This is a genomic window from Janthinobacterium sp. JC611, from assembly GCF_018682595.1.
Taxonomy (GTDB): Bacteria; Pseudomonadota; Gammaproteobacteria; order Burkholderiales; family Burkholderiaceae_D; genus Janthinobacterium.
Window position 1 is genome coordinate 285,440 of the sequence record NZ_JAFLJN010000001.1, and the last position, 22,086, is coordinate 307,525.

Annotated in this window: 21 protein-coding genes, 1 tRNA gene and 1 pseudogene; 11 read left to right on the top strand and 12 right to left on the bottom strand. The window is 52.4% G+C overall.

Features of this window, described 5'->3' with window-relative positions; translation table 11 throughout:
* Positions 1-61 precede the first annotated feature (61 nt).
* Both trmB and J0O65_RS01310 read right to left on the bottom strand, forming a co-directional pair.
* The gene (trmB, locus tag J0O65_RS01305; RefSeq protein WP_152250712.1) at positions 62-742 is read right to left on the bottom strand and encodes a tRNA (guanosine(46)-N7)-methyltransferase TrmB; all 681 of its coding nucleotides are present in this window, start codon (positions 740-742) and stop codon (positions 62-64) included.
* A gap of 92 nt (positions 743-834) precedes the next feature.
* A tRNA-Gly gene (locus J0O65_RS01310) sits at positions 835-908 on the bottom strand.
* A 299-nt stretch (positions 909-1,207) separates the two neighbouring features.
* On the opposite strand from J0O65_RS01310, the gene J0O65_RS01315 reads away from it, so the two are divergent.
* The 10 genes and pseudogenes from J0O65_RS01315 to J0O65_RS01360 all read left to right on the top strand — a co-directional run.
* Complete coding sequence (locus J0O65_RS01315; RefSeq protein ID WP_215403357.1) at positions 1,208-1,447, top strand: hypothetical protein; 240 nt, start codon at positions 1,208-1,210, stop codon at positions 1,445-1,447.
* Positions 1,448-1,749: 302 nt separating this feature from the next.
* A complete protein-coding gene (locus tag J0O65_RS01320; RefSeq protein ID WP_215403359.1) occupies positions 1,750-2,106 on the top strand; it encodes a diacylglycerol kinase in 357 nt (118 codons plus the stop codon).
* Positions 2,107-2,356: 250 nt separating this feature from the next.
* Positions 2,357-3,772 (top strand): mannose-1-phosphate guanylyltransferase/mannose-6-phosphate isomerase, encoded by a 1,416-nt coding sequence (locus J0O65_RS01325; RefSeq protein ID WP_215403361.1) that lies wholly within the window; start codon positions 2,357-2,359, stop codon positions 3,770-3,772.
* A gap of 322 nt (positions 3,773-4,094) precedes the next feature.
* A complete protein-coding gene (locus tag J0O65_RS01330; RefSeq protein ID WP_215403363.1) occupies positions 4,095-5,024 on the top strand; it encodes an NAD-dependent epimerase/dehydratase family protein in 930 nt (309 codons plus the stop codon).
* A gap of 58 nt (positions 5,025-5,082) precedes the next feature.
* Positions 5,083-5,688, top strand: a complete 606-nt coding sequence (locus J0O65_RS01335; protein WP_215403365.1) for a sugar transferase — start codon at positions 5,083-5,085, stop codon at positions 5,686-5,688.
* Complete coding sequence (gene tmk / locus J0O65_RS01340) at positions 5,678-6,334, top strand: dTMP kinase (RefSeq protein WP_215403367.1); 657 nt, start codon at positions 5,678-5,680, stop codon at positions 6,332-6,334. Before J0O65_RS01335 ends, tmk begins: the two co-directional genes overlap by 11 nt.
* A gap of 50 nt (positions 6,335-6,384) precedes the next feature.
* The gene (rfbB, locus tag J0O65_RS01345; protein WP_215403369.1) at positions 6,385-7,461 is read left to right on the top strand and encodes a dTDP-glucose 4,6-dehydratase; all 1,077 of its coding nucleotides are present in this window, start codon (positions 6,385-6,387) and stop codon (positions 7,459-7,461) included.
* The gene (gene rfbA / locus J0O65_RS01350) at positions 7,461-8,354 is read left to right on the top strand and encodes a glucose-1-phosphate thymidylyltransferase RfbA (protein WP_215403371.1); all 894 of its coding nucleotides are present in this window, start codon (positions 7,461-7,463) and stop codon (positions 8,352-8,354) included. Before rfbB ends, rfbA begins: the two co-directional genes overlap by 1 nt.
* Before the next feature lie 23 nt (positions 8,355-8,377).
* Complete coding sequence (gene rfbC, locus J0O65_RS01355; protein ID WP_215403374.1) at positions 8,378-8,923, top strand: dTDP-4-dehydrorhamnose 3,5-epimerase; 546 nt, start codon at positions 8,378-8,380, stop codon at positions 8,921-8,923.
* Between the two features lie 158 nt (positions 8,924-9,081).
* A pseudogene (locus tag J0O65_RS01360) lies at positions 9,082-9,962 on the top strand (IS3 family transposase); the annotation flags it as partial.
* Positions 9,963-10,020: 58 nt separating this feature from the next.
* Here the strand turns inward: J0O65_RS01360 and J0O65_RS01365 are convergent.
* From J0O65_RS01365 to J0O65_RS01375, 3 genes are all read right to left on the bottom strand, one after another.
* Positions 10,021-11,445, bottom strand: coding sequence for a class I SAM-dependent methyltransferase (locus J0O65_RS01365; protein ID WP_215403378.1), 1,425 nt, complete (start codon positions 11,443-11,445; stop codon positions 10,021-10,023).
* Positions 11,429-12,979: an alkaline phosphatase family protein gene (locus J0O65_RS01370; protein ID WP_215403380.1), complete on the bottom strand. Its 1,551-nt coding sequence runs from the start codon at positions 12,977-12,979 to the stop codon at positions 11,429-11,431. The genes J0O65_RS01365 and J0O65_RS01370 overlap by 17 nt, the downstream gene beginning before the upstream one ends.
* A gap of 537 nt (positions 12,980-13,516) precedes the next feature.
* Positions 13,517-14,434, bottom strand: coding sequence for a glycosyltransferase family 2 protein (locus J0O65_RS01375; RefSeq protein ID WP_215403382.1), 918 nt, complete (start codon positions 14,432-14,434; stop codon positions 13,517-13,519).
* A gap of 298 nt (positions 14,435-14,732) precedes the next feature.
* Between J0O65_RS01375 and J0O65_RS01380 the strand changes: the two genes are divergently transcribed.
* Positions 14,733-14,948, top strand: coding sequence for a hypothetical protein (locus tag J0O65_RS01380; RefSeq protein WP_215403384.1), 216 nt, complete (start codon positions 14,733-14,735; stop codon positions 14,946-14,948).
* Here the strand turns inward: J0O65_RS01380 and J0O65_RS01385 are convergent.
* The 7 genes from J0O65_RS01385 to J0O65_RS01415 all read right to left on the bottom strand — a co-directional run bounded on the left by J0O65_RS01385 (position 14,943) and on the right by J0O65_RS01415 (position 22,085).
* Complete coding sequence (locus J0O65_RS01385) at positions 14,943-15,365, bottom strand: NAD-dependent epimerase/dehydratase family protein (RefSeq protein WP_353056144.1); 423 nt, start codon at positions 15,363-15,365, stop codon at positions 14,943-14,945. The genes J0O65_RS01380 and J0O65_RS01385 overlap by 6 nt on opposite strands.
* 41 nt (positions 15,366-15,406) lie before the next feature.
* The gene (locus J0O65_RS01390) at positions 15,407-16,546 is read right to left on the bottom strand and encodes a glycosyltransferase family 4 protein (RefSeq protein ID WP_215403388.1); all 1,140 of its coding nucleotides are present in this window, start codon (positions 16,544-16,546) and stop codon (positions 15,407-15,409) included.
* 84 nt (positions 16,547-16,630) lie between these two features.
* Positions 16,631-17,884, bottom strand: coding sequence for a hypothetical protein (locus tag J0O65_RS01395; RefSeq protein WP_215403390.1), 1,254 nt, complete (start codon positions 17,882-17,884; stop codon positions 16,631-16,633).
* Positions 17,881-18,576 carry an acyltransferase gene (locus J0O65_RS01400; protein WP_215403392.1) on the bottom strand — a complete coding sequence of 232 codons (696 nt, stop codon included), beginning with the start codon at positions 18,574-18,576 and terminating at the stop codon, positions 17,881-17,883. The genes J0O65_RS01395 and J0O65_RS01400 overlap by 4 nt, the downstream gene beginning before the upstream one ends.
* Positions 18,576-19,712, bottom strand: coding sequence for a glycosyltransferase (locus tag J0O65_RS01405; RefSeq protein ID WP_215403394.1), 1,137 nt, complete (start codon positions 19,710-19,712; stop codon positions 18,576-18,578). The genes J0O65_RS01400 and J0O65_RS01405 overlap by 1 nt, the downstream gene beginning before the upstream one ends.
* Before the next feature lie 103 nt (positions 19,713-19,815).
* A complete protein-coding gene (locus tag J0O65_RS01410) occupies positions 19,816-20,754 on the bottom strand; it encodes a glycosyltransferase family 2 protein (RefSeq protein WP_215403396.1) in 939 nt (312 codons plus the stop codon).
* A 62-nt stretch (positions 20,755-20,816) separates the two neighbouring features.
* Complete coding sequence (locus tag J0O65_RS01415; RefSeq protein WP_215403397.1) at positions 20,817-22,085, bottom strand: protoporphyrinogen/coproporphyrinogen oxidase; 1,269 nt, start codon at positions 22,083-22,085, stop codon at positions 20,817-20,819.
* Position 22,086 lies beyond the last annotated feature (1 nt).

Below are 22,086 nucleotides of genomic sequence, written 5' to 3' on the forward strand. Positions count from 1 at the left end.
TGCGGCGTCGCCGCGGCAGGCTTGTTCTCGCGCAAACGGCACAGACGGGCAAACCGCCAGGTTACTTCTTGATGAACACCAGATCCCACACGCCATGGCCCAGCTTCAAGCCACGGTTTTCAAACTTGGTCAGCGGACGATACGCCGGTTGCGGCGCATAAGCGTCGGCGCTATTGCGCAGTTGCGGCTCCGCGCCCAGCACGTCCAGCATTTGCACCGCGTAATCTTCCCAATCCGTGGCGCAATGCAGATAGCCGCCCGGCGCCAGGCGATCGGTCAATTGCTTGACGAACGGCGACTGAATCAGGCGGCGCTTGTTATGGCGTGCCTTGTGCCATGGATCGGGGAAGAAAACGTGGATACCGGCCAGCGAATTGGCGGGAATCATGTGCGTGAGCACTTCCACCGCATCGTGCTGCAGCAGGCGCAGATTCGTCAGCGACTCCTCGCCGATCAGCTTCAACAGGCTGCCGACACCGGGTGTATGCACTTCGACGCCGATGAAATCCTTCTCCGGCATGGCTTTGGCGATATGCGCAGTCGTCGCGCCCATGCCAAAACCGATTTCCAGGATGACGGGCGCCTTGCGGCCAAATACCTGCTCGAAATCCATCGGTTCCTTAGCGAAAGGCACCAGGAACTGCGGCCCCAGAGTCTCGAGCGCGCGCGCCTGCGCCACGGAAAGCCGTCCCGCGCGGGTCACGAAACTGCGGATGCGGTGTTCGGTCGGATCGTACATCATCGGCCGCGCCGGGCCGTTTGCTGGGGTATCAGAAGACATGGGAATGGAGAAATAAGTGGCTGCGCCGCATCAAGCCAGGCGCCAGCGAAAAATGGAGCGGGTGAAGGGAATCGAACCCTCGTCGTAAGCTTGGGAAGCTTCTGCTCTACCATTGAGCTACACCCGCGAAGCCTGCATTTTACGCGGGATGGCAAGCACTTGGCAAACTTGTGCGGCGCTTTCGCAAGCATCAGGCATTCTCACGACAATTAACAGAAAAATAATTCGGCCGCATCGGCACGTCAGCGTTTTTGTTGATAGAGAACAACAACGCAGCTACCTTGGCACGGTGATTGGCCCGGTATACGGCTAAAATAAGTGAAATTATTTGCGTCGCGAACGGTGTAGCGCTGACTAGCAGGAGAAATGTTGCTACAATCGTGTGACAGTTTAGCATTTTCGCTGTTCAACCTAAAAGGATATCCCATGAAGAAAATTCTGATCGCTTCGGCAATCCTGTGCTTCGCTTCCGCGCAAGCCATGGCTCAAACGGCACCAGCTCCTGCACCAGTAGCAGCTGCGCCAGCAGCTGGCGCTGCCGCCGCCGGCACTGTTGCCGGCCTGAGCACGAGCGCCCTGATCGCAATCGGCGCAGCAGTTGCCGTTGTGGCCGGTGCAGCAAGCTCGGATTCGACCACCGCGCACACGACCCCAACCCACCATTAATACCTGGCTGCCCAGGCAGCGACAGGTAGGCCCATCCTGCAGCTTGATGTAGAGCCGAAAGGTGAAGGCCCAGCACCGTAATAGTTCATATGCTTTAATATGCAAACTATTGCAATAAAAGCCCTTTTCATTTGAAAACGGGCTTTTTTTACTTTTTATCAAACATCAAGAAGATTGGCACCAGTCTTTCTGCTGTGGACGAATGATGTCATATCGTATGGCCATGCCTGCGATCCTCATCTATTCATTGAGAGATCCGCCTTCATGTCAGTAAAATATCGCGCGCCATCGCCTCAGTTGCCATGAAGAACCAGCCTTTCTTCAAGCGCATGGGATTTGCCCTGCAAGGCATAAGCGCTGCGTCCCGCATGGAATCGAGCTTTCGCCTGCAGTGCCTGGCCGCCCTGATGGTGACCATCGTACTCTGTTGGGTCCGACCTCCGTTGATATGGTGGGCCATGCTATTGCTCAATTGCGGTATGGTCCTGGCGGCGGAATTGTTGAATACTGCGCTGGAACACCTGATCGATCACCTCCATCCTTCCCTCCATCCGAGCATCAAGATTGCCAAGGACTGCGCAGCAGGAGCAGTGTTGCTCCTCAGTTTGACCGCCATATGCGTGTTTGTTGCTTTTTTGCTTGAAAACGTTGCGCGCTGAGTAGGAATACCGTGGTTGCGAACTACAATACAGGACACGCCAAAGTACCTGCTTCTCAGATTCTATAGAGTCGGGAGAAAATACAAAGATTCCTGCAATTTATTAAAGCATTGTCCATGTTGGCAATATGGATTTTTTCCGGTACGTACGTAGCCGCAGTCAAGCGCGGCAAGCCGGACAGGTTTTATAATGCATAACGAATATCGAATTATTCAGTTCTATCCAATATTAAATCTACATTACAGCATCAATGACTATTCCCCTCCTACCGGTAATTCTTTGCGGCGGTTCCGGCACACGTTTATGGCCGCTTTCGCGCGAGGCATTCACAAAGCAGTTTCTGCGCTTGTCGACTCAGGGCAGCATGCTGCAGCAAACGCTGCAGCGCCTGGCGGGCATCGATACCGTGTCGCCAGCACTACTGGTATGTAACGAATCGTCGCGTTTTATTGTCGCAGAGCAAGTGCGTGAGATCGGCCTGGAAAATAGTCGCATGCTGCTTGAACCCATGCGCCGCAATACGGCGCCGGCGATCGCCTCAGCCGCCTTGCATGCGATGGAGAATGGCGAAGATCCGCTCCTGCTGGTGCTGCCATCGGACCACGTCATTTTGGATACCCCGGCGTTCCATCGCGCAATCGCACTGGGGCGTACTGCCGCTGAAGCGGGTCATTTGCTGACATTCGGTATCACGCCGACGGGACCAGAAACAGGGTACGGCTATATCCGCGTCGAAGGAGAGCCAGCGGGACAGGTCCAGCGCGTAGTTGAATTCGTGGAAAAACCGGCCTCGGCGCTTGCAGAGCAATATATTAACAGCGGCGATTACTTCTGGAACAGCGGCATGTTCCTGTTCCGCGCCAGCCGCTACCTGGAAGAGTTGGAACGCTTCCAACCCGCCGTCCTGGTCGCGTGCCGCGCTGCCATCAGCGCCGCGAAGAGCGACCTCGACTTCATTTGCCTGGACAAGGATGCCTACGCCGCCAGCCCTGATATCGCCGTCGACTACGCCGTCATGGAGCGCACCAGCCATGCCTCGACCATCGTCCTCGATGCGGGCTGGAATGATGTCGGCTCATGGAAAGCCGTCCTCGACGTGGAGGAAAAGGATGCCGATAACAATAGCGCCAACGGCGATGTGCTGATCCAGGATTGCAACGATTGCCTGGTGCACAGCACTAGCCGCCTGGTCACCGCCATCGGCATGCGCAATACCGTCATCGTGGAAACCGCCGACGCCGTAGTGGTCATGGATGCGGATCAGGCACAACAGACGAAAACCATGGTCGCGCAGTTGGTTCCCAGGGAGCGCCCCGAGGCCACCATGCACCGTGAAGTCTTCCGACCGTGGGGATCGTACGATTCCATCGGCAACGGCGAGCGCTTCCAAGTCAAGCGGATCACCGTCAAGCCTGATGCCAAGCTGTCATTGCAAATGCATCACCACCGCGCCGAGCACTGGATCGTGGTATCAGGCACGGCCCAGATCACCAATGGCGACAAGGAATATCTGCTGACCGAAACAGTCCACCTATACCCCCTTGGCGTCGTCCATTCTCTGGCCAATCCAGGCAAACTACCGCTGGAATTGATTGAAATTCAATCGGGTAGCTACCTTGGGGAAGACGATATCGTTCGCTTTGAAGACCGCTACGGACGGGCCTAACGAATGAAGGAGCGCAAAGCTGCTACCAATTTAACAGCGGGACTTAAGCTCCGGAGTTGCCCAGCAAGGTCCAAAAGACGTTATATTATTATTTTTTCGTTTTTAACAAACCAAAAAAAACATAACAATATTTTACCAATTTTCCAGATACATCATTCAGATTATATAAAATCAGAGATTATCACTATCACCTATCCATGAAAATATTTTCTAAAATTTAACTAATTTCTATTTGCCATATAGATCAGATAAATAAACTCATTTTCGGCATCACCAAAAATGAAAAATCAAATATTTTCTTGCATAAAATTTAGGAATTTACATGAAAGTACTTATTATCGGTGGATCAGGATTTATTGGATCACATATTGTTGATAAATTCCTTAAAGAAAATTGGGAAGTTACTGTTTTTGACAGGCAACGTGAAATATTTCGCCCGGAACTTGCGGGTTTCACGTTTGTAGCAGGCGATATAAAAAATAAGGTGCTTCTTGAAAGCATCGTAGCAAGAAACTTTGATGTTATAATTTACTCTTTATCAACAACGACTCCAAAGACGTCGAATGACGATCCGGAATTTGATATTGCATCAAATCTGATCCCGACCGTAAATCTGCTGGATATCTGTACCCGACACAGGACGGGGAAAATTATTTACTTATCCAGTGGCGGCTCAATTTATGGCGACTCGGACACCGAAACTCATAATGAAAGTGATTCGGTATTTCCGATTTGCTCCTATGCGATTACCAAACTTGCAGCCGAGAAGTATTTATACATGTATGAAAAACTACATGGATTAAACTATACTGTGTTAAGGATTTCCAATCCATATGGACCGCGGCAAAATCCCATTTCCAAGCAGGGTGTCATTTCAGTCTTCCTGCATAAGATATTGAATGAACAGCAAATAGAAATCTGGGGTGACGGGAATATTGTCAGAGACTTCATTTATGTTTCCGACGTCGCCACCGCATGTTTCCAGGCTGCCTACAGTACCAAAAACGGTATCTGCAACATTGGTTCAGGTATTGGTATTTCCCTCAAGGATTTGGTCGACATCCTCGCGGTACAGACCAATCGCAAACCGGAACTGGTATGGTTGCCCGAGCGCGGGGTCGATGTTCCCAGGATTATTCTGGACTGCACGAATGCTGAAATAACACTAAACTGGAAACCCTCAGTGTCGTTGAAAACAGGATTGAACAACACTATCAATTGGCTGAATGAATACTCGACAATGTCAATTTAATTATCGACGGCAAGATTCATAAAGAATAAGATCACAACAATATAAAACAATAGGAACCATGTATAAATTTTTCAAGCGTCTTTTAGACATCGTTGGCGGTACAATACTTTTCATTATTTCTCTGCCCATCATCTTGATCACGGCAATCATTGTCAGATTTGAATCAAAAGGTTCCCCTTTCTTTTTCCAGACACGCATCGGCCTGCGCGGCAAGCCATTCAAGATATTCAAATTGCGCGGCATGTTCATCGACGCACGCGCACGCTTTCCAGAGTTGTATGACTATTCCGCCAATACCACGCTTGATTTTCATTTTCACTATGAACATGATCCACGCGTCACCAAAACTGGACATATCATCAGAAAATACAGCATCGATGAGCTGCCGAATTTCTTCAATGTGGTCATGGGTGACATGTCACTGGTCGGTCCACGTCCCGAGATTCCTGACATTCTGCAGAAATATGAGCAATTCAAGGAAGAGTACATTTCAGTCAAACCAGGTATTACCTGCTTGTCAAAAATTTCTGGCCGTGACACGCTGACAAAGTTGGAAACCATCGAACTGGATTTGAACTACATCCGTACACGAAGCCTAAAAAAAGACATTCAAATTCTACTGACCACTTTTACGCAAGTTATTTTGAAGAAAAATGTTTATTAAATTGAATAGTTCTTCCGAGAACGGCAAGTCAGGAAAATTCATTTCTTTCGAAGGAATTGACGGCGCAGGTAAGTCCAGCCACATTTCCTGGCTGCTGGAGCAGCTTACGCAGAATGGCATTTCTGTCGTGTCGAGCCGCGAGCCGGGCGGTACGCCACTCGGCGAAAAACTTCGCGACATTATTCTGAACGATGAAATGCAATCAGCTACGGAAGCCTTGCTGGCTTTTGCCGCACGCCAGGAAAATGTCCTGACCGTCATTCAGCCAGCACTGACAAACGGCCACTGGGTGCTGTGCGACCGATTCACCGATTCCACTTTTGCGTATCAAGGATATGGCCGTGGCTTCCCCCTCGAAAAGCTAGTCGAGCTGGAAAGCTGGGTTCATGCGGACTTGCAGCCGACGCTGACCATCATCTTCGACTGCGACCCTGTGGTTGCCGCACAACGCCTGGCTGACAGCCGCGTGGCGGACAAATTTGAGCGTCAATCTGTGGACTTCTTTACCCGCGTACGCGATGGCTATATCATGCGCGCGGCACAGCATCCCGACCGCTACGCGATCATCAATAGCAACCAGAGCATGGGCGCGGTCAGAGACGCGCTGTCACCGCTGGTCAAGAAGTTGCTGATGGAAAAAAACTAGATCGTCGGACTCCGGCCATTGGAATAATTTTGTTAATAAGGAAGCAGAAAATGATTTTCGTTACAGGCGGTGCTGGCTTTATCGGCTCAAATTTCGTATTGGATTGGTTGGCACAGAGCATTGAAACAGTCGTCAATTTTGACAAACTGACGTATGCCGGAAATCTGAACAATTTGGCGTCCATCAGCGACGATCCGCGCCATATTTTCGTCCAGGGTGATATCAACGATACGGCACTGCTGTCGCAATTATTTGAGCAATACAAGCCTCGCGCGGTTGTCCATTTTGCAGCGGAAAGCCATGTCGATCGCTCGATTCACAATCCTGGCGCATTTGTGACGACTAATGTCAACGGCACCTTCAGCCTGCTGGAGGCCGCCCGCGCTTATTGGAATACCCTGTCGGGCGCCGAGCGAGAGAGTTTCCGCTTCCTGCACGTGTCGACCGACGAAGTGTATGGCAGCCTGGGCGCAGACGATGCGCCATTCTCCGAAACCACGCCATATGCGCCAAACAGCCCCTACTCGGCCTCGAAAGCAGCGTCCGACCATCTCGTCCGTTCGTATCACCACACGTATGGCTTCCCAACCCTGACCACGAATTGCTCCAACAATTACGGCGGTTTCCATTTCCCTGAAAAGCTTATTCCGCTGATCATCAGCAATGCGCGCGATGGCAAAGCGCTACCGATCTATGGCGACGGACAGCAGATCCGCGACTGGCTGTATGTGGGCGACCACTGCACGGCAATTCGGCGCGTACTGGAAGCTGGCCGCGTTGGCGAAGTGTATAACGTTGGAGGCTGGAACGAAAAAGCCAATCTCGAAGTAGTCCATACGCTGTGCGACATTCTGGACAAACTGACGCCGAAAGCGGCAGGCAGCTACCGCGACCAGATCACCTATGTACAGGATCGCCCTGGCCATGACCGCCGCTATGCCATCGATGCCCGCAAAATCGAGCGTGAATTGGGCTGGAAGCCGGCCGAGACGTTCGAGTCGGGTATCGCCAAGACCGTCCAGTGGTATCTCGACAACCAGGAATGGGTGCGTAACGTGCAGTCCGGCGATTACCAGAACTGGCTGGAAAAAAATTACGCGTCCCGCGACAGCAAGGAAGGTGTGTAATGGCCGAGCAGATCGAACGCAAAGGCATCATCCTGGCCGGTGGTTCAGGTACGCGCCTGTATCCCGTCACCATGGCCGTATCAAAGCAGCTGCTGCCTGTGTATGACAAGCCGATGATTTACTATCCGCTGACCACCCTGATGCTGGCCGGCATACGCGACATCCTGATCATCTCCACGCCGCAAGATACGCCGCGGTTCCAGGAGTTGCTCGGTGATGGCAGCCAATGGGGCATCAAGCTCAGCTACGCCGTGCAGCCCACGCCTGACGGCCTGGCGCAGGCCTTCATCATCGGCCGCGAATTCGTCGGCGACGCGCCATCGGCCCTCATCCTGGGTGACAACATCTATTACGGCCACGACTTCGAATCGCAACTGCGGGAAGCATCCGCACGCACCAGCGGCTCCACCGTATTCGCCTACCATGTCACCGATCCGGAACGCTATGGCGTCGTCGATTTCGATGCGCAACGGCGCGCCATCAGCATCGAGGAGAAGCCGCTCAAGCCAAAATCGAACTACGCCGTCACCGGTCTGTATTTCTACGATAGCCAGATATGCGACATCGCCGCCGGCATCGCACCATCACCGCGCGGCGAACTGGAAATCACCGACGTCAACCGCATTTATCTGGAGCGCGGTCAACTGAACGTCGAACTGATGGGGCGCGGCATGGCCTGGCTCGATACTGGCACGCATGAGTCCTTGCTGGAAGCGGGGCAGTTCATCGCTACCATCGAAAATCGCCAGGGTTTGAAAGTCGCCTGCCCGGAGGAAATTGCTTATCGCAAGGGTTACATCGATGCCGCTAAGCTGGAGCAACTAGCCCAGCCGTTGAAGAAAAACGCGTATGGCCAATACCTGCTGCGCCTGCTCGAAGAAAAAATATATTAAGGCCTTAACGGCTCATCCATACCATGCAAATTCAAACCACAGCAATTCCGGACGTCCTGATCATCGAGCCTACTGTCTTTGGCGATGATCGTGGCTTTTTCTATGAGAGTTTCAATCAGAAACGCTTTACCGAACTGACTGGCGTCACGCGCGACTTCGTGCAGGACAACCACTCCAAGTCCGTCAAGGGTGTGTTGCGCGGCCTGCATTATCAGATCCAGCAGCCACAAGGCAAACTGGTGCGCGTCACCGCTGGCGAAGTATTTGACGTCGTCGTTGACCTGCGTAAAAGCTCGCCAACTTTCGGAAAGTGGGCCAGCGTCGTTCTGTCGGCCGCCAACAAACGCCAGTTATGGATACCTGAAGGTTTCGCTCACGGCTTCGTGGTGACCAGCGACAATGCAGAGTTCCTGTACAAGACCACCGACTATTGGGCACCGGAATTCGAGCGCAGCATCCTGTGGAATGACCCGGCGATCGGTATAGACTGGCCGCTGGACGGCGAACCGTTACTGTCTGGCAAGGACAAAGTCGGCACGTTGCTGGCCAATGCCGACGTTTTCGCCTGAGCACTGCAACACTGCCCCCCCCCCCCGTTACTATATACAGACCTTGATCCTCAAGGTTTTGGCCAGCCAAGTTCGGCATGATTGCTGCCCCCAGTCGTCCATGATCCGGGGGGTGTTGTCACCGAACTTGGTGGGTGGCTGGTGATCGCTGATAGGGACTGAAGGACGAAAACCGGCGCCTGAAGAAGACGTATGCCGAGGAGCGCTTGAAAGCCGAGATCGTCGCGGAAGCCCTGACAAAAAAGTGGTAACGCCATCTCAGCGGCGGGAGATGGCGCAATGGGCCGTGGCTCAGCGTTCAGTCACCATAGGACTGGACTGCCAGGCGTTCGGCATCAGCCAGACCTGCTATCGCTATCGCACCAAGCTCGACGCGCAAAACGCAGTCGTGGCTGACTGGCTGGTACGCCTGACCAACAACCAGCGCAACTGGGGCATTGGCCTGTGCTTCCTGTATTTGCGCAACGTGAAGGGTTTTAAATGGAACCACAAGCGCGTATATCGGATCTATCGCGAGTTGGAACTGAATCTGCGAATCAAGCCACGCCATCGGCTGGTGCGGGAAAAGCCGCTGCCGCTGGCCGTAGCTGCACAGATTAACGACACCTGGTCGATGGACTTCATGCATGACCAGCTGGCCGACGGCAGAAGCATCCGCTTGTTCAATGTGATCGACGATTACAACCGTGATGGGCTCGGCATCGAGGGCTCCCACGACAGGATCATCGAATGGCGTGGCAAACTCCACGTCATTCGCTGCGATAACGGCCCGGAGTACATCAGCGCCGTGACGCGGGCCTGGGCCGCCAAGCGCGGCATACGCATCGACTTCATTCAGCCTGGCCAGTCGCAGCAGCTTGCTTATGTCGAGCGCTATAACCGCACGGTGCGCTACGACTGGCTGGCCCCTCATATGTTTGAAACGCTTGATGAGATTCAGGATTTTGCAACCCGCTGGCTGTGGACTTACAATCACGACCGGCCCAACATGGCGCTTGGCGGTAGCACGCCAAAACAGAAGCTTGCCTTGGCCACTTAACAGCATCCGGTCCTGTTCGTCATAAATTCACACTAATTTCCCGAGGATTACTTAGTGATCAGTTTTTCCTTTTTAGTAAATATAGAATACGGTTACCGGCAAGGATTTGCTCCTTTTTCTCTATCACGTATTTTTCGCAAAATATATGTTCAAAACTCTCGATCGATACGTCTGAATACAGTTGTTCATTGACACCAGCAATTTCCGTAAAGCGTCGGTCCTGCGGGTCAATCCATTCCAGCACCAAAAAACGCGCATCAAGCGACAGAAAAAACTCAAGAATCATGCGCAGACTAGCACGTTCGGAAACCAGCAGATGATGCACCAGTCCCAAGGCCATGATGCAATCGAACTTGCCGCTGGCGCGTACCATGAAGCTTTCCACTTCCCGGTTCATCCAGCCCACTGCCGGGGTCGGCCGGCCAATATCGAGCAATATGGGGGAGATCGCCAGTGTCGCGCAACGCAGCTCCTGATACAGACGCGACAGAGCGCCATGATCATAGTCGGCGGCCAGCACAGTCTTCCCCGCATGCGCCGCGACTTTGCTGAATTCGCCAGCATTGCAGCCTAGATCGAGCACTGTGTTGATGCCGGGCTGCTGCACGGCTTCCCGTACGAAATTGGTCTTGACCACCACGTCGGGTGCGCTGTAATGATCGCGGTCCGCTTCGTAATTCTCCCACTTGCTTGGCTTTGCAGACGCTGCTGGCTTGAGCGCATCAATAAGCTTTTCAAGCCGTTTCAGCGTTCGCCCCAACAGGAACTTTGCAAGTTCGGCTGATTTGGCCTTGGGTCCCTGCGCGCCGCCGCTGGTGCGCGACTGCTCCATGCGGCCAAACAATGCCGGTAAGGTTACCGCTTCCAGCGTAGGCTGAACATACGCACGCCAGCCACCGAGAATCCGCCTGGCCTGCTCGGGTTGCACGCCATCACGGTGCAGTACAAACAGCGAGGAAGGCAGCATGCCGGCATCGCGATACAGCAGCAACGGAATTAGGAAGTGCCGACAGAACTGAGCATAGGCGATCCATATGCCGGAGTTGTCAGCCCGTTCAAATGACAGAATATCGCAAAACCGCGGCTTTCCATGCTCGAACAGAATGTTCCATGCGGATGCATCCTTGATCGTCCAGCCGTGTTCCAGCGCAGTTCTGGCGATGGCCAGCGTCAGTTTGGCTGCGTCGTACAGTTGCAGCGCAGTAATTTCATGGGCATAGCATGGGAATGCCAAGGCGCGATGTTCCAGCCAACCAAATTGGCTCGTATCGACAACGAACGGCACCCGGCCAGCGACCCACTCCGACTCCGGAAACCAGCCATCGGCTACTCCTTGCCGATACCAGCGTGCTTCCAGTAACCGCTGGACGTCGGGAATGCTGGCGGTACTCACCGCACGAAAAATACGGCCATCTTTTTTTGCGACAAAGCCTGACGGATCGCGCCATGAAATCTTTTCCAACGTTTCAATACGGGTAGCCATCGGGGGCGCTCCAAGTTGCGTAATAAGTTGTCTGACGTAACGCTTGCGTCACCTCCGCTTGCGTATCCACCCGCCCAGCAAGAAAATCTAGCGCCAGTTGCTTGCTGTGCACTGTACTGAACGGCGCCGGCAGAACCGAAGGAGCGCTGGCGCCAACCTTCCAGGCAATAAAAGGGACTGGTGCAGCTTGCTTGGAATGTGTCCTCAACCAATGATCGGAAGACACAATCAAAAGAATGTTCTGTTTCGCAGCCTGTAAGCGCAGTTGTTCGAGGATACGTCCAAGTACCATGTCGGCTCCGGCCAGATTCTGCCGGTAGCCCTCGACATCATTGCTGACTGGCTGTTTCAACAGGCGCTGCACATACACGTTGGGCAAATGCGGGACGTTCACATGAATGAAATCCAAGGAACTGTGGACATTAACAAGCGTTCCGTCGAGTTGCAGCAGAACATTCTTCGAAACCCGGTACATCGGGTCAAAATGGAATAGCATGAATTCAGGCACAAGCGGAGTGGCCCACTTAATATGCCTGATGGCAGAGAAAACGGCGTCACTGAAGAATGCCAGACTGTCGAACCATCGCCCGGCATTGCCCAGGTATGTACTGTGACAATCTTGCAAAGTCGGAAAGAGCTTGCAATAAGGATGATAAAATCCCAGTACCGTGGCAGACCGCGGGCCTCCCGGCAATTGCGAAAACACGGCGCTATCTGAGCCAAAACGGATTACTTTTTGCTGCAGGTTGATCAACTCCAGCCTGTTTTGCGGACGTATCGTAACGCCGGACAAAGCGGTCCCGGTCAGCAAGGCAGGGATCGAATACAAGGTGTCGCGACCGGGCGCATACGCCTGACTGGTGCTGGTAGCGTGCGCTAACAGCGCCGAAAAATTCGGCATGCGCGCCGCCATGCCCGAGTCCGGCGCCAGGCTCAAGCTGTAATCCATCTCGTCGAAAATCACCCACACCACCCGCCGTTCCAGTGGCGCTGCGGTCTGGGGCGCGGCGGCCACGGAAGCTGGCACGGGTGCATGAAAAATAAAACCGGAAACGACACAACGATAAATGGCGAGAACAACAAAGGCATATCCCAGCGTGGACAACCAGCGCAGCCATTTCGATAATCTTTTACGAATCAGATAGACGAAGACAAAGCTACCGGCAATGGCGAGGCCAACCAGGATGATTCTTTCTATGCGGAAGTTATCGGATACTGCAGAGGAGGCCGGCATGACCAGCGTCAGAATATTCACCCAAGGATAACCAGCCGCATCAAAAGTGCTTTTTATCGCGATGACGGTGAGAATGATGGCGCCCAAAAAAACCAGCGCGCGCCTGACTCGGTTGCCCACGATCGAACTGGTTGCCAGCAAAAAAAATGGCACGAGGCAGAATATGCTGATCAGCGATGGATAAACAATATATCCAAAAAAAGATGGGATAAAGTAAAGCGCATATGGGTTTAGAAAAGCAAGAAAATAAGCCGATGCATATAGCAGCGACAGACCGATCGCCAAAGCAAGACGGGACATTATTTTTTCTTTATTTTTTTTGTAAAAAAATCGCGAATCAATCTGAATAACTGGACTGGCCTAGATATATAAAAAACCGCAGCGCCAAATACAGCAATCAACAGTTGCAACACATAAGCACCGGTTCCTGGATCCACGTATGCAGACGCGGCACCAGGAAATAGGAGAATGACCGCAACTAAAATAGTTATTTTTCTTTTGCGCATACAATAGTTATATAATTGGAAAATAAATTCACGTAAATAGTTGAAATCCAAATTATCATAAATCAATATTTAAATATTGCATGAAGAGAATTTCTACTGAACCGGAGAGGGGGAGAGCAGCTTCGTGATTGCGTACCTGTCCCTATTATATACCGGAGACCTCCTTGCACCCAGCAATCTGCTGCAATCTGCAAAGCACGGTATGGAATCGCAACACCAACTTGCCATTACTGCAATTAATTTGTCTACAAGCGAGTTGTTTTGCCGACCATGCAACCCGGGTTGCATGGTCGCATGCGTTACAGGTTGCCAGTCGTCATGGCTGTGGGTACTACTTCCAGTAACGGCGATTCATGCTGGTCAGGCGTTTTAATTTCAATGGTAAGCATGCCTCCATCCGTCCCAGGCGATAAAAACCGAATTTGATGAAAGTCCGTATCCCAGCCGATGGCAACAGATACCACGCGTGTTTCAACAGATAAGCAGTTTCGGATTTAATAAAACGAATACCTTCGCCAGTGGCACCTCCAAATTTCTCCATCATCCAGGGATCGCGGGCATGCCAAGCACCGATATCAAAGTAACGGCGTGCATCTTCGCGGAACGAGTAATCATGCGAGTGATACACCGTGGCCTTGGCATTATAAAAAACCTTTCTCCCGTCCAGAATGAGACGGCCGGCGATATGCGCATCTTCGCCGAAGATCAGGTCGCGCTTGAAGCCACCGATCGCGTTGTAATCGTCACGGCGATAGGCAGAGAAAGAGTTTGAACAAAAAAATGTCTTGGCGCCAAGTACAGGAATATCGGCAGCAGTTTTCGTGGCACTGACAGTGGAATAATTGAACAGCCGGGCGTGGGCACCAATCGGCCCCGCATCTGGATGCGGCAACTGGCGTCCATAAGCGATCGCGACCTGCGGATCGTCGAACGACGAAAGCATGTTTTCAATCGACTTTTCATCGGCCAGCAACGCATCCTGTGTCAGGAACACCAGAATATCGCAATCGATCAGATGCTTGATACCAAGGTCGCGCGTGCCTCCATGATTGAATTCCATCTTGTCGATGGTCATCACTTCAAAGCCAAACTGTACGGCCAGTTGCCTTGTATTGTCGCTGGAACTGGAGTCGATCACCAGTTTTCTGTGAGGTTGAACTGACTGCCGCTGGACGGCCTCGAGCCAGTCATTCCACTGGCTTCCGGCATTTAACGTGGGAACGATGAGGCCAACTCGGTATGCATTCATTATTGTAAAAAACCTGTCTAGAATTAAATATCTGAAAATTTGTGTCAGGATGCAAGTGCCAGCAGGGCCGCTTTTTGCTGTTCAAACTGGAATGTCAATGCCAGGCCGTAGGCAAAACCGATTTGCGGACTCCAGCCAAATCACTGGTGGGCCTTGCTATTCTCAAACACGACCATTAATGGATCAGCGTGCCGCGCCGGCAAGAAATTCAACTTGGCGCTAATACCGATGGCCTGCTCCGGCATGGAGACGATATCGCGAATCGACACACCGGCCGCTGATGAAATATTAACGTCCCTTGCTCATTGAAGATGATGGTCTTCGCGAACCAATTGACGGCATCATCGATCTACACAAAGTCACGTACATACCGGTCACCGCCAAACAGGTTGATGGTTTTCTCATCGCGCAGGCGTGTCAAAAACGTAGAAACGGCGCCAAACGCATCCTTCAACAGCAGGCCTGGGTTATACAGGTTAGCGACGTGCAACGAAATACCGCTGATCCCCTATAAATTGCTGAACAAAGCCAGATACTTCTCGCAACTTAACTTGCCCAAGCCATAGGCTAAATTCGAATTATTGGTGTCGGATTCAGAGATCTGATCACAGTCAAGCTCGCCATATCCCTGGCCGCCGCTGGAAGCAAACATAATCCGCGCCCCACCCGCCTTGGCACAGACATCAAACAGGCGCACGGTGCCGATAGTATTGATTAAAAAATTAGCCAGTGGATTGTCGCTGGAAACGCCGGGCGTGGAGCCCGAGGTCAGATGCCCCACCACATCAGTCCCCAGCAGCAGGAGCAACAGATCCGGCTCTATGCCAGCCTGGTCTAATGGCATAAACACGCGTCCCGATCTACCGGGAACGCTGGCCGGTCTTGACGTGGCAACCACATCACAGCCCTCCGCTTCCAGTTGGGATACCAGGTTGCATCATAATAAGCCACCCGCGTCCGTCACCAGTACTTTCATGACCGTACCTTCAATTTATCAAAAGTGCTTGAAAATGCCCGCGCCACCTGTGCCGGTGCCATTTCAAATATGCGGTCGTCGGCCGTCAGTCCGGCAAAAGCTGGCGCAGCCTTGCGATCCTGATCCAGCCATGCTTGCATTGCCTGGCCGACCGATTCCAGCGCGTCAGGTTCGACGAAAATGGCTCGATCACCCGTGAAATATTCGGCGTAGCTGTTCTTGCCCACCAGCAGTTGGCAGCCGCATGCCATCGCTTCCATCTCAGTCAGGGAGACGACTTCAAACCAGCTCAATGAAATAAACAGGCGCGCATTGCGGAACATGGCGCGTAATTCGTCCAGCGGCAGGCTAGGATGATAGGCGACATTATCCAGGCCTGCGATTTCTGCCTGAAATTCGGCAAAGTACCTGGCCTCCGTGCTGCTGGGAGTACCGACAAATACAAATTTCGTGGTCGTCATCTTCCTTGCTAGGCGCGCTACCAGCAACTGGTTTTTTCTGCTTTCAAAACGTCCGGCGCAGACGACATCGATCTGCCTCGCCGGACCAGTTGGCAGCGGGCTGCTAACTGGCGCGATGTCCAGTATATGCGGCACGACTGCAAATCTGTCTTGCGCAACCTGGAATTCCTCGGCTGTTTTGCTCAATTCCATTTGCGTCGACACCAGGATAGTATTGACATTGTTCAGTATGAAACGCTGGGCAATCGAGGCATATAGGAACTTTAGATTGGCTGCACGCTGAATTTTCATCTGTCCGCTGGCAGCCTTAACCAACGCCAGGATGGATTCATATAGTGCCGGACGACAACCGGCCAGCATTGCGAAGACCCTTCGCAGTCCCTTGGTGCCGAATTTCAGATATTGCGCCACACCCGCGGTCGGGTGATGCAACGCATAAATCATGACTGGAATATTTTTTTTATTACAGTTGTCAATGAATTGTGCGGGTTCAAAAGGACGATCCAGGTTGAAGGTAAGGGCCAGGTCGTAATGACCTTCAAACGCCAGCGACGAAGTCGTAATATCCACACTGTGGCCGCCATCCTCGAGGATTTTCTTGTATTGCCGTGCCAGCGCGACATCGCCGCCATGCTTCGCGTTGGCATCGGAACGCAGATGAATCAATATCTTCAAAATCGAGCCTCGCAGTACTTCAATTAGTATTATTTAAAAACTGACTCATGGCGGCGGCATGCCAGTTCTATCAGTGCGCCGTGGTCAAGCAGTTTCCGACTTTTCCAGCAGCATAGGCGGCAAGGGCTGTGTCTTTATGACGAAAAATCGATTGTTGTGACAATAGTATCCACACAAGAACCATAGCAAGAACATGGCTTTTGAGGAAACCAGAATATCGATGGCAATCGCGGTAATCAGTAGCAAAAAGAAATAATACTTCACTGCTTTTTTGCCGGTGGCTGCCACCACTTTCCAGATACCGAAAATAAACAGGCCGGTGCCGACCGCACCATATTCAACCAGCAGACGGGTCAGATTGCCATCGACTGCCGCCGAAGCAAAGGATGGTCCTAGACCGAACAGCGCGCAACTGGCGCCGCATTCCTTAATCGACTGAAATAGAGAATACTGCCTGATCAATCTGATATACGTGCTCTTGTCTCCTTCCGTGCCAGCCAAGACATCGACATAGTCGACAAAGGCCCAGTCACGATAAGCCCAGGTATTGTTGAAATGCGGGATACCATTAAAAATGATGCCGAAGGAATCGAGCGTTTTCTGGTCGAACAGCAGCGTAAAACGGTCCAGCGCACCAATATCCGATACACTCACAACAAACACGCCGGCCACACAAAGACCTAGGAAGACCAGTCGTCCCCGCATCTTGAAGGCGGTGAAAAACAAAATCAGAATCAGCGCTACCAGAGAAATACGCGACTGTGTGAAGAACAGGATGAGGATGGATAAGCCGATATAAATTTTTCTTGGCGACTCGAACCAGAAAAAAAAGGCCGTCAATCCCATCAATACTGCCAATTCATAAGGACCGCTGGTATTGGCGACCGCGCGCCCTGATCCGACGAACAGACTGAAGGTAGGTATCAGGGAAAAATATTGCAGCAACAGAAATATCACCACATAAATTACGTAGTATCTGAAGACCCGGTCAATATTAACATGCGATGCCAGTACCATGCCGAAGACGAAAAAGCACATATATTGAATATTCCTGAACCAATAAAAAGCCCCCTCTAAAAACGAAATGCGGTTGAAGAAGACGCCAAGGATCAGGGAAAGCAGGGAAAAGCCGATGAACAGGAAAAAGTATTTGAATTCAGGACGAATTTTTACCTTATCAAAAATAAACAAAAACAGCGGCAACGAGGAAAAAAGCAACAAGTCATCCAGGCGAATACCACTGCCACCGATTTCCAAGATATTAATCTTGAACGAAAAAAGCGAAATGATAAAAACAAGGGCGCAATACGTCAGCAGGCCGTTGGAAAATTTTTTCATGCTGTATCGATCCTGCTTTTGATAACGCGTGCGGGCGATCCGACGGCGACCTGGAAGTCAGGTACATCCTTGGTTACGACCGACCCTGCACCGATGACACAGCTGCGCCCAATGCGAACACCATCAAAAATAATGACATTGTTTCCTATCCAGCAATCTTCACCCACTTCAATACCGAGCTTGGTCACGCCTTTTTCGGCAATCGCGCCTTCCCCCATGTAGACATGGTTCTCAGCAATAAAGTTCACGCCAGCACCGATCTGGCAGTTGGCACCGATTTTCAGGGGGCCGCCAGCACCGAGGATGGAGCGTGGTCCAATATAGGTATTGTCGCCAATTTCAATGTATTCACCGACATTATTCAAGCCGCTGCTCAATTGCAGCCATGCCCACTCGCGCAAGGTCACGCCATTGCCAAGCTTGACGCCTCCCTTGGACAGGCAATTGATATACGAATAGTCACCGATATAGCAGCCGGAGCCTATCGTGAGCTTGTGTTTGTACAGCAGTTCCACGCCACGGCCGAGAAACAGCGAGCCCTGCATTTTGGCCAGGAAAGGATAGGCCAACAGGCCACGCAGGAACGGCAGCGCGCCTCGCGTCAACATGAACAGAAATATTTCACGCGTGCCGACACCTTCCGCGAAAACCAGATCCCGTTTTTTTACCAGTTTGTAAAGGAAGGCAATCACTAATTGCTCCCTTCCAGGGTACGCATGATGCCGTTTTGGTATTGACTGCCGCAACAAATCTCCAGGCGGGCCGCATAGACACTTTCCAGCCACTTCCGGTCCTGTTTGCATAGCCATTCAATTTTTGCGCACAGCTCGGCGGGGTTATCGAAATTTGCGGTGAACTGCTGTCCGATCAATTCTTCAAACGAAGGAATGCCCGAGGTCAGCATCGGCACGTTCAGATACATCGCTTCCATCGTGATCAACGGCTGCGTCTCGAATCTGGACGGCATCAACACCAGGTCCGCATCCTGCATGTAGTCGGAAACCGTATTTTGCCAGCCGACAAAGAATACGTTGGGCTGGCCGGCGCATGACTTTTTCAGCGCGTCAAGATCTTCTCCATCGCCGATAAAAATGACCGCGACCGAATTGCGTTCCAATTCAGGCAGGCAATCCACAACTTTGTCCTGGCCCTTGTGGCCGAACGAAATTCGTCCGGGCACCACCGCGATAGTCTTGGCCGGGTAGCCATTCAACACCGCGCGCGCCAGATTGACTTCTCCCCGAATGCGCGGCGGTGGAACGGTAATGGTATTGCCCATGACCTTGACGCCGGAACTGAGCCCCCATCGGCGCAGGAGGCTTTCGCGACCCGACTGCGACACCGTGCCCAGGTCAGGCAAGATCGTTTTCGCAAACAGGTCCGCCAACCGGTCCCGGATACGATCTATCGTATGGCGCCATCCGCTGCGCTGCAGCAGGTCAGTATAGAGAAACGGATTATGCAGCCAGTACAGTCTTCTGATCTTGAGAATCTTGGTGGCATAAATGTACAGCCAGCCAAATTCCAGGCCGGCCATATTGATGATCACTACATCGCCCTTGGCCTCGCGCATGCGCGAAATAATGCCAGGCAGTTTCCACAGCATCAAAAGATGGCTTACGATAAATAAAGGCTTTGCCGAATAGCCATCATGCTTGACATCGATGCCGCCGACCTGCTGCAAGCGCTCGATCAAACGCTTGTTACCGGGTGAACACGTGAAAGAAACCTCGAGTCCCATCCTTTCCTGCATATACTTGGCCATACTGACAGCAGCGACTTGCGCGCCGCCGAATGTATACGCATCATCAAAAAACAATATCTTCATCTAAAACCTTTGAAATGTGAACAGCAACGCCTTATCCTGGCGATCTTGCATATTTTGCAGCGCCGTGCGCGCGTCGGTAACTGCCAGCCGACAGGGCAGCGCGTCAAACCGCCAATTTGTAAGACTTGCGTCCCGAGCAGGCAACTACCAGCACCTTGACTACAGTTGAGACCACTTTCTCGATGAATCCCGGCCGCGTTTGATGCTCTATGTTGTCCACCAGGGCCATATCGATCGGCGTACCCCAGACGCTCTCCAAGTTTTCCTTGTCGGCCATGATGCGTCGCTGGCTATAGACCTCCAGAAAGTACTCCAACGGAGCCGGAAAGGTAGCGATCACTTGTTGCCGAATCTGGTAGGATTCAAGCAGGAAACCCGCCAGGACGTCGCCGCGCGCCGATTCGTTCTCGAACTTGCGGTAAAACGCCAGCCGCGCGGAAAGCAAGCCACCTTGGTAGTCACGCAACATGCGATACCACATGTCATAGTCCAAACACGGATATTTCGCCGCATCGAAACCGTTGATCTTGCTGGCCGCTGCCTTGTTGAACGCCACGCCCACCGGATAATACGGACAGCAACGCAATACATCCATACTGTTCAGATGCAGATAGGCGGTGGCATTGCTGACGTCGAGCAAAGCCTCATCGGCAAAGGAGGCATCGGTAATCTGGCGTACGCCGCAACCAATGATCGACAGCTCAGGCGTCTTTTTTATCCGCTGCAGGATCGTGGCCACATAGGCCGAGTGCAGCTGATCATCGTCGTGCAGAATAGTCATCCATTCGCTGCTGGCCAACTCGATGCATTTATTCCAGTTGCCACACATGCCCAGATTGACCGGGTTGCGGACATAGCTGAGCCGTTTGTCAGAGAATTTTTTTACCACCTTTTCAGAGTCGAATTTACTGTCATGGTCGTTGTCAACGACAATGATTTCCAGGTCAATTCCAGCATCCTGGCTCAGCGCGCTTTTGATGGCATGCTCCAACAGCAGTGGCCTGCCAAAGGTTGGAATCATGATTGAAAATTCACGTTTCATACAAATTACCTGCTATATGATCTATTTAATTTCTGCTACCAAGTGGGTAGCAAAACCGAGCGTCATGTCAAAGCGTTATAGCCGCTCAGGAAAGACTGATTACTCCACAGATAATCCCACTCGCCGAAGCGGCCGCAACTCATGACGCCAGCCTGGCGTGCCCAGTCCAGCACCACCTTGCGGTTGGCCTCCATGTCGGCATCGAATATCACGTTGCCGTATTGAAGAAAACGATGATCCATGAAAACGATGTCGTCTTCATCAGCGATCTGCATTTTTTTCAGCGCATACAGGGTATTTTCTTTCAGCTGCTGCGCATCGAAGCGGGAACTGGTACCCCTGCTGTAGATCTCGAATTGCAGCGAACTGCAGCCCGTCGGGACATTCTCAGGGGACTTCACCGAGGGCGAATAGGCGCGGCTGGCCAGGATATCGTCGTCGTAGATGTAGAACCACAGATCCTTGACCAGCGGCTTGTTGAACGCCACCGAGATCAGATCGATCGAGGTCGCCGCCAGCGTACCGGCCGCCTGCAGCACGGGGGCGGGCACGGGGGCGAATAACTTCGCCAGCACCGGCAGCGGCAAGGTGCTGACCAGCCTCCGGTAAGCAACCTTGTGGCCGTTTTCAAACGTGATTTCCTTGCGTTCGCCGTCGATGTGCACAGCCTTATGACCGAGCCGTATGTCGGCATCGTCGATCAGCGGCTGGATGAACGCCTTGTAGCCGCCTTTTTCCGGATAGCGCATTTCTTTGGTGTAATACGTATTTGGCGTCTGCGCAGACAGCGCGCCGAACAGGATTTCATCGAGTTCGGCGCGGCGCATGCGATTGCCGATCCAGGTGGTCGACAGTTGGGCTGCGGGCGTGGCCCAGTATTTTTGCGTGTAGCGGATAGGGTAACGCTCCGCGATACCATTTCCGTACTGGTGCCGTAGCCAGCTTTCATAATCGGTGCCGCCCAGCTCTTCCGGGCGTGCCAGGAATGACTTGATCAGCTTCACTTTGTCGTCGGCCGGCAGCGGGTACAGATTGTTTTGTACCGGATGCTTGAGCCAGCGGTCCTGATCAAAGCAATTCGAGTCTGCCGGATGGGTCAGGTATGGCGTACGGTCGAAAATCGCGCGCACTTTTTCCTCGCTGGCAAAGCTCAGATGCACCGCATGGTCGAAACGGTAACCGTCGATTACGAAATTGTCGAGCAAGCCGCCCGCCGCGGGGCGCGCCTCGAAAATGACAGCATGCTGGCCCGACTCCCGCGCCTTCAGGGCAGCGCCCAAACCGGCGATACCACCGCCGATGATAGCGACCTCAATTGTTTCGACACCCATA

What these genes read in the sequence shown, in the direction of transcription:
- J0O65_RS01320 (WP_215403359.1), top strand. Translation starts at nt 1,750, where the DNA reads ATGAAGAACCAGCCTTTCTTCAAGCGCATGGGATTTGCCCTGCAAGGC.
- trmB (WP_152250712.1), bottom strand. Translation starts at nt 742, where the DNA reads ATGATGTACGATCCGACCGAACACCGCATCCGCAGTTTCGTGACCCGC.
- J0O65_RS01410 (WP_215403396.1), bottom strand. Translation starts at nt 20,754, where the DNA reads ATGAAACGTGAATTTTCAATCATGATTCCAACCTTTGGCAGGCCACTG.
- J0O65_RS01415 (WP_215403397.1), bottom strand. Translation starts at nt 22,085, where the DNA reads ATGGGTGTCGAAACAATTGAGGTCGCTATCATCGGCGGTGGTATCGCC.
- J0O65_RS01330 (WP_215403363.1), top strand. Translation starts at nt 4,095, where the DNA reads ATGAAAGTACTTATTATCGGTGGATCAGGATTTATTGGATCACATATT.
- rfbB (WP_215403369.1), top strand. Translation starts at nt 6,385, where the DNA reads ATGATTTTCGTTACAGGCGGTGCTGGCTTTATCGGCTCAAATTTCGTA.
- rfbC (WP_215403374.1), top strand. Translation starts at nt 8,378, where the DNA reads ATGCAAATTCAAACCACAGCAATTCCGGACGTCCTGATCATCGAGCCT.
- J0O65_RS01395 (WP_215403390.1), bottom strand. Translation starts at nt 17,884, where the DNA reads ATGAAAAAATTTTCCAACGGCCTGCTGACGTATTGCGCCCTTGTTTTT.
- J0O65_RS01370 (WP_215403380.1), bottom strand. Translation starts at nt 12,979, where the DNA reads ATGTCCCGTCTTGCTTTGGCGATCGGTCTGTCGCTGCTATATGCATCG.
- J0O65_RS01335 (WP_215403365.1), top strand. Translation starts at nt 5,083, where the DNA reads ATGTATAAATTTTTCAAGCGTCTTTTAGACATCGTTGGCGGTACAATA.
- J0O65_RS01365 (WP_215403378.1), bottom strand. Translation starts at nt 11,445, where the DNA reads ATGGCTACCCGTATTGAAACGTTGGAAAAGATTTCATGGCGCGATCCG.
- rfbA (WP_215403371.1), top strand. Translation starts at nt 7,461, where the DNA reads ATGGCCGAGCAGATCGAACGCAAAGGCATCATCCTGGCCGGTGGTTCA.
- J0O65_RS01315 (WP_215403357.1), top strand. Translation starts at nt 1,208, where the DNA reads ATGAAGAAAATTCTGATCGCTTCGGCAATCCTGTGCTTCGCTTCCGCG.
- J0O65_RS01325 (WP_215403361.1), top strand. Translation starts at nt 2,357, where the DNA reads ATGACTATTCCCCTCCTACCGGTAATTCTTTGCGGCGGTTCCGGCACA.
- tmk (WP_215403367.1), top strand. Translation starts at nt 5,678, where the DNA reads ATGTTTATTAAATTGAATAGTTCTTCCGAGAACGGCAAGTCAGGAAAA.
- J0O65_RS01375 (WP_215403382.1), bottom strand. Translation starts at nt 14,434, where the DNA reads ATGAATGCATACCGAGTTGGCCTCATCGTTCCCACGTTAAATGCCGGA.
- J0O65_RS01405 (WP_215403394.1), bottom strand. Translation starts at nt 19,712, where the DNA reads ATGAAGATATTGTTTTTTGATGATGCGTATACATTCGGCGGCGCGCAA.